Annotated in this window: 8 protein-coding genes; all 8 read right to left on the bottom strand. The window is 65.9% G+C overall.

Features of this window, described 5'->3' with window-relative positions; genetic code table 11:
* Nucleotides 1-608 (bottom strand): hydrogenase formation protein HypD (gene hypD / locus ADADOO_RS14780; protein WP_511278271.1); only part of this gene is annotated, 608 nt, incomplete at its 3' end.
* On the bottom strand, nt 608-853 hold the full coding sequence (locus ADADOO_RS14775) for a HypC/HybG/HupF family hydrogenase formation chaperone (RefSeq protein ID WP_511278270.1): 246 nt from the start codon (nt 851-853) through the stop codon (nt 608-610). The genes hypD and ADADOO_RS14775, both read right to left, overlap by 1 nt.
* 27 nt (nt 854-880) lie before the next feature.
* On the bottom strand, nt 881-1363 hold the full coding sequence (gene hybE, locus ADADOO_RS14770) for a [NiFe]-hydrogenase assembly chaperone HybE (protein WP_511278269.1): 483 nt from the start codon (nt 1361-1363) through the stop codon (nt 881-883).
* Nucleotides 1360-3837: a carbamoyltransferase HypF gene (locus ADADOO_RS14765; RefSeq protein WP_511278268.1), complete on the bottom strand. Its 2478-nt coding sequence runs from the start codon at nt 3835-3837 to the stop codon at nt 1360-1362. The genes hybE (ADADOO_RS14770) and ADADOO_RS14765 overlap by 4 nt, the downstream gene beginning before the upstream one ends.
* Nucleotides 3838-3844: 7 nt before the next feature.
* Nucleotides 3845-4837, bottom strand: a complete 993-nt coding sequence (gene hypB, locus ADADOO_RS14760) for a hydrogenase nickel incorporation protein HypB (RefSeq protein ID WP_511278267.1) — start codon at nt 4835-4837, stop codon at nt 3845-3847.
* Between the two features lie 13 nt (nt 4838-4850).
* Complete coding sequence (gene hypA, locus ADADOO_RS14755; RefSeq protein WP_511278266.1) at nt 4851-5192, bottom strand: hydrogenase maturation nickel metallochaperone HypA; 342 nt, start codon at nt 5190-5192, stop codon at nt 4851-4853.
* Nucleotides 5185-6114 (bottom strand): hypothetical protein, encoded by a 930-nt coding sequence (locus ADADOO_RS14750; RefSeq protein ID WP_511278265.1) that lies wholly within the window; start codon nt 6112-6114, stop codon nt 5185-5187. The genes hypA and ADADOO_RS14750 overlap by 8 nt, the downstream gene beginning before the upstream one ends.
* Nucleotides 6111-6593, bottom strand: a complete 483-nt coding sequence (hybE, locus tag ADADOO_RS14745) for a [NiFe]-hydrogenase assembly chaperone HybE (protein ID WP_511278264.1) — start codon at nt 6591-6593, stop codon at nt 6111-6113. Before hybE (ADADOO_RS14745) ends, ADADOO_RS14750 begins: the two co-directional genes overlap by 4 nt.
* Nucleotides 6594-6898: the final 305 nt, after the last annotated feature.

Below are 6898 nucleotides of genomic sequence, written 5' to 3'. Positions count from 1 at the left end.
TGGGCCGGGCCGATGAAGCCGTCGAGCGGCACGGTGCCCCACTGGCGCACTTCCGGCGATTCGAGAATGCTCGAAATGGCCGACGGCGTCAGCACGTGGCAGCAGAGCACCGAGAAATTCTTCAGGCCGAGCGCCGCTGCCTGCTTGATCGCCACCGCCGTCGGCGGCGTCGTCGTCTCGAAACCGATGGCGAAGAAAACGACCTGCTTGTCCGGGTTCTTCTGCGCCAGGGCCACGGCATCGGCGCTCGAATAAACCATCCGGATGTCGCCGCCGCGCGCCTTGGCTTTCATCAGCGACAGGCCGTCGGAAGCCGGCACGCGCAGGCAGTCGCCGTAGGTGCACAGCGTGACACCCTGCTCCAAAGCCAGGCGGATCGCCTGATCGACGCGGCCGATCGGCAGCACACAGACCGGGCAGCCCGGGCCGTGGATCATCTTGACGTTGGCCGGCAGCAGGTCGGAAACGCCGTAGCGCGAAATGGCGTGGGTGTGGCCGCCGCAGAATTCCATGAAATGGTAGTCGCGCGCCGGATTCGCCTCGCGGCGAATGGCCTCGGCCAGGCCCTTGGCGACCTCGCCGTCGCGGAACTCGTCGATGAATTTCATCAATGAAAAGTCGGGTCGTCGCCGGACGCCAGCTCGCCCATTTCAGCAAACAGCTTCAGCGTCTTGGCGGCCTCTTCGGGATCGAGCTTGTTCAGCGCGTAGCCGACATGGACGATGACGTAGTCGCCGACCGCCACGCCGTCGACCAGGGCCAGCGAGATTTCCTTCTTGACCCCGGCCAGATCGACCAGGGCGTTGTCGTTATCGCGCAGTTCAACGACTTGCGCGGGAATGGCCAGACACATGACGGCTCCTCAAATTCAAAATATGGCTCATCGCCGGCCGCTCAAGGCGCGCAGAAAACCCCGCCGACTGACCGGCTGGCGCGGTTCATTACACGCCGCTGCAGTGGGCGCACCAAGGCCCAGGGCCAAACGGGCGTCGCCGACCACCAGGCGAGCCGCCGCCATGCCCAGCACCTGGCTGATCGGCTGCACCAGATCAACGTACTGATAATCGCCGAGCACCGGGTCGTGGGCCGCCGTGAAGCGCCAGTCCATGCTCCCCTGCGCCAGATAGCGTTGCTGCCCGAGCGGAATGTCACCCCACAACTCGCCGCCGCCGGGCAGCAGAAAAATGCGGACAACACCTGGCGCGATCACGCCCGCCAGCCAGTCGCCACGTTCCTGAACGCACCAGCAGACCTCGCCCGTCAGCGCCGGATTGACCGGCAAGCCTTCGGACAGCGCAGCGCAACGCCCGGCCAGCGCACTGGCCGGATCAAACGGCCACAACGTTGGCGCCTTATCGCTCAAGATATTTCCTTTATCGAAGCCTGTTCCGACCGATTTTCGCCGCTCGCCTGCCGGTCGGCAAGCGCCAGACGGCGGGCGATCCAGGCCTGGCCGAGCGCCAGACCGCCATCGTTGGGCGGCGCCTGACGGGCTTCGAGCAGCTCGATGCCGGCCGCGTCAAAGTGGCTGCGCAGCGCCGTCATGAGCACGGCATTCATGGCGCAACCGCCGCCGATGACGATTTTGGCGGCTTTCAATTTTGGCTCTTTTTTCCGGTTGACCCTGGGGCCCGCCATTGTTTCTATGGTCGTAGCAATCGCCCAGTCGGCCAGACCGGCCGCCACGGTGGCGTGGAATAGCGCGGCGCCGTGGGCGGCATCATCCTTGCAGCCCATGAGGGCCGACAACATCGGCGAAAAGTCGAGGATCGCGCCGTCTTCGCGCACGGCATAGCCGCCTGGCAGCGGCTCGACCGGGCCGTATTGGGCGGCGAGGCCTTCGAGCTCCATCGCCGCCTGGCCTTCGTACTGCATCAGGTCGCGCACGCCGAGCAGGCCGGCGGCGGCGTCAAACCAGCGGCCGAGGCTGGTCGTCGGTGGGCAGCGCAGGTTGCGGGCGAGCATGGTGAGTAGCGGGCCCGGATCGCGGCTCGGGTAATACTGCTTGATCCAGCCGCCGACGCGGTAGCCGAAGCCAGCGCCGTGCAGGGCCGAGACGGCCATCCGCCACGGCTCCTTGGCGGCGCGGTCGCCGCCGGGCATGGCCAGCGGTTGGAGGTGGCCGAGACGTTGGCAATCGGCGCCGTCGAGACGGAGCAGTTCGCCGCCCCAGGCGCCGCCATCCGGGCCGAGGCCGACGCCGTCGAGGGCCAGACCGATGAGCGGCGCGTTGATGCCGTGTTCGGCGCAGATGGCGGCGATATGAGCCTGATGGTGGCCGACGGCGATGGCCGGAATACCGAGCTTTTCGGCCAGCCTGACGGCCAGATGCGTCGAGGGGAAATCGGGGTGGAGGTCGTGTGCGATCAGCTCGGGCCGGACATCGAGGATGGCCAGCAGATGATCGACCGTTTCTTCAAGGAAGCCGATGGCGGCAGCGTTGTCGAGACCGCCGATGTGCTGCGACAGGAAGGCTTCGCGGCCTTTCATGAGGCAGACCGTGTTCTTGAGGTAGCCGCCGAGCGCCAGCACGGTCGGGCCGTCGTCGGCCAATGTGATCGGCACCGGTACGTAGCCGCGGGCGCGGCGGATGAAAAACGTGGTCTGTCCGCGGTTTGTGCGGTTTTCCTGCCCTTCGACAGGCTCGGGGCGAACGGGTGTAGCTGACCTGTTTTGAGGGTGCCTATGGTTTTCGTCCGGCGCCGCCCGGACAACCGAATCGTCGCAGCGGATGACGATGGCGCGGTCGTGGAGCAGGAAGGCGTCGGCAATGCCGGAGAGGCGTTCGAGTGCCTCGGCGTTGCCAATGACCAGCGGTTCGCCGTGCGGGTTGGCGCTGGTCATGACCAGCAGCAGGTCGCTCGTCGCCGCCAGCCAGTCGGTGCCGGCCGGACGCCCCGCCGCTTCGTGCCAGAACAGCAGGTGGAGCGGCGTCGCGGGGAGCATGACGGCGAGCCAGGCGAGGCCGGGGGCGATGCCGGTCAGTTCCTCGGCGCCCTTCGGGCAGAGGACGATGGGCGCGGCGATGCTGTGCAGCAGCGCCAGTTGGTCATCGCCAATCCGGGCAAACTCGGCCAGCGAGGCGGCGTTGAGGCCCATGACGGCGAAGGGTTTTTCTTCGCGTTGCTTGCGTTCGCGCAGTTCGGCGACGGCCGTTGGGTTGCGCGCATCGCAGGCAAGGTGAAACCCGCCGAGACCTTTGATGGCGACAATTTTTCCATCGCGCAGCAGGCGCAGGGTTTCGCTGATGGGGTCGCCGGCAAGGGGCTTGCCATCAGCTGAAAGCAGTTTCAGTTGCGGGCCGCAATCCGGGCAGCAAGTGGTTTCGGCGTGGAATCGGCGGTCGGCCGGCGCCGTGTATTCGGCGCGGCACGACGCGCAGAGCAGGAAGGCGGCGAGGCTGGTTTGCGCCCGGTCGTAGGGAATGCCACGGCTGACGGTGTAGCGCGGGCCGCAGTGCGTGCAGGTGGTGAAGGCGTAGCGCCAACGGCGGCTGGCCGGGTCGCAGAGGTCGGCGATGCACTCGGGGCAGATGGCGGCATCGGGGCCGATGGCAGTTTTGACTTCGCCCGGCTCGCTACCAAGGATCACGAAGCCGTCACCACTCACTTCGGCCGGCTCGTCCTCAATGGCATCGATGCGCGCCAGACGCGGCGCTTCGAGTGGCAAACGGGATTTGAATTTTGGCCAGTTTTCCCCGTTGACCGTAGCCATCACCCCGGCGCCATCGTTGCGCACCCAGCCGGTCAGCCCGAGTTCATGGGCCAGCCGCCAGACGTAAGGCCGAAAGCCGACGCCCTGAACCAGACCGCGAATGCGGAACAGGCGGCCGCTCATCAGCGGCCTACTTTGCCACCAACTGGCGTTCCAGTTCGGCGACGCGGCGCTTCAAGGTATCGACGCTTTCCGAACGCTTGGCGCGCTGCGCTTCGAGGCCGGCTTGAATCCAGTCGAGCCAGGCCGAGAGGCCGTCGCCGCTGGTCGCCGAGAGGCGGAAGATGGTCAGATTTGGATTGACCCGGCGGGCGTTGGCTTCGGCCAGGTCGGCGTCGAATTCGAGGTAGGGCAGCAGGTCGACCTTGTTGAGCAACATGACGTCGGCGGCGGCGAACATGTCGGGGTATTTGAGCGGTTTGTCCTCGCCCTCGGTGACCGAGAGGATGGCGACCTTGTGGTGTTCGCCGAGATCGAAGGCGGCCGGACAGACAAGATTGCCGACGTTCTCGATGAGAAACAGCGAATCGTCGGCCGGCTTGAGGCGCTCGATGGCGTGGCCGACCATATGGCCGTCGAGGTGACAGCCCTTGCCGGTGTTGATCTGCAGTGCCGGCACGCCGGTGGCGCGGATGCGCTCGGCGTCGTTGGAGGTTTGCTGGTCGCCTTCGACGACGCTGATGGCGACCTTGTCTTTCAACAGTTCGATGGTCTTGCAAAGCAGCGTCGTCTTGCCGGAGCCGGGGCTGGAAACGAGGTTGAGCGCGAAGATGCCGCGCTCGTCGAAATTCTGCCGATTGGCCGCGGCGTAGGTGTCGTTCTTGGCCAGGATGTCCTGCTCGATCTGCACCATGCGGGCCTGCGACATGCCCGGCACATGGGCGCCGGCCGGGCCGGTGCCGTAGTCGAGATCGCCGGCGACGCCGTGTTCGTGGTGATGCTCGTCGCCATGGGCGTGGGCATGCTCGCCGGAATGGACGTGGTCGTGGCTGCGGGCGTGATCGTGGTCAGGCCCATGGTCGTGCGTGTGGGTATGCACCGTGCCGTCCTCGTGGACGTGGGTGTGTTGATGCTCACCTTCGATCTTCGTTTCCCCTGCACCACAGCCGCAAACCGTACACATATCCGTCTCCTGATTACTCGATCTCTATTTCCTTGACCCGCATTTCCGTGCCACCGGTGGCCTGAACCTGATAGCTCCCGCATTTCGGGCAGGCGCCGTAGCGCTCCTGCATCGGCACTGTTTCGGCACACAGCATGCACCAGCCGGCGCCCGGCACACTAATAATCTCCAGCGCGGCGCCCTGGGCGATGCTGCCGTGCGTCACCGCCTCGAAACAGAATTTGATCGCCTCCGGTTCGACCGACGACATGCGGCCGATTTCCAGCACGACCAGTTTCACCCGATTGGCGTTCTCGCGCTTTGCCGTGTCCTCAACAATTTGCAAGACGCCTTCGGCCAGCGATATTTCATGCATCGCGCACCTCCGCGACATGGGGCAGACAGGGATCGAGCGCCAGGATGGCCCGGTTCAAGGCCTGCCTGGCCTGATCGAGCGAGGCAAAGCGAAGATTAGCGAGCAAGGATGACAAAGCCGTGGCATCGGCAAAAAAACCGTCGGTCGGCGCCTGCACACGATAATTGGCCACCACGCCCTCAACCACATGCACGGCATGGGTCAGCACGCCGCGCGCCGTCATGGTTTGCCCGACGCCCCAGCCGTCCTCGCCGGCACTGGCCACCGGAAAAGGCGTGCCGCCGGCCAGGGCATCGACGGCGGCCAGCGTTTCGGCCAGGCGCGCCAGAAAAACCGCACGAATCGAGGTCGGCACGGGCAGCGCCGGCATTTGCGCCGAGGTGCCCTGCCAGTAATCCAGCCAGGCCTGCGGGGCGAGCGGCGCAGCGGCGGGAATCTCCAGCTCGCCATCGTCCGGCGCCACTTCATCGGTGCTACGGTCAACCAGCATTTCGAGGCATTTTTCAGCAATCGGGCGCAGGCTTTGGTGCAACAAATTCTGCGTTACCGCCAGGCAATCACCACCCTGCCGCGCGTTGCGCCAGGTAATGAAGGCATCCTTTTCCGGGCGCAGGCCGAGCGCTGGCGGCCAATCGAGCAGCAGGCGCCAGAAGTTTTCATGCAGCACTTCCAGCCACAGTTCGGCGCTATCGAAAGCCCGCGGCGCTTCGCCCAGGGCTGCCGTCACCGCCGCCTGAGCCGCTGCCCGCTGAGCGCGGGCGCACAACGTGAACAAATAGGGCACGGTCTTGACCGCCGCATCGGGCAACTGGCCGATGAACAGACGCGTCACCGAAGGGCGCGTCAGGTCGACGCGAATGTCGTGCAGGCCGCACGCCTTGAAGCGCGCCTTGACGGTGAGCAGGCCGGCGCTGGCGCTCATCGCCGCAACCCAAGAAAGGCCCGACGGCTGCTTGCCCTGGCCGTCGGCGGCTCGGCCAACGGCTCAGCAAACAGGGCATGTGCCGCGGCCAGCGCGGTCAGGCGGGCGGCCTCTTGGCTGTCAAATTCGAGCGCCGGCGAGAACAGCGAGCAGAGGTGGTAGTGGCCGAGGCTGGCTTCCTCGGCGACAGTGAATTGGTAATCGCCGGACGGGAAATGCCAGTCGTGCTTGGCGCAGGCAGCCAATGCCGGCCAGGTTGCGGCGTCGCCGGGCAGGCAGAGCAGGTTGATCGCCCACGGCGTGATCATCGCGCCGGCCCAATGGCCATCCGGCCGCTGCTGGAAACCGAGTGCCTCGACCTGGAGGCACGCATTGCAGATCGGCACATCGTGCATCCGGGTGCGGGCGATGCTGGCGAAGGCGGCGACCAGCTCGGGCGACGGGTCGGTCATCCAGATTTTTATTCCGGCCCGGCTCATTTTGCCCTCCACTTGCCAGGAACAGGCCGCATCGCAGCCGAACCAGCCATCGAAGCATGCGGTCCGGGGAGGGCCCCGACCTCATTCGCGGCCGGTCGCATTCCAAGGCAAGTCATGGAACCTTGCTCCCTGCTCATCTCGCCCTCCACTTGCCACGAACAGGCCGCATCGCAGCCGAACCAGCCATCGAAACATGCTGTCCCGGGAGGGCTCCGACCTCGTTCGCGGCCGGTCGCATTCCATGGCAAGCCATGGAACCTTGCTCCCTGCTCATCTCGCCCTCCACTTGCCACGAACAGGCCGCA

It is taken from the genome of Azonexus sp., from assembly GCF_036170495.1.
GTDB lineage: Bacteria > Pseudomonadota > Gammaproteobacteria > Burkholderiales > Rhodocyclaceae > Azonexus.
This window is presented reverse-complemented; position numbering and strand designations above follow the sequence as displayed.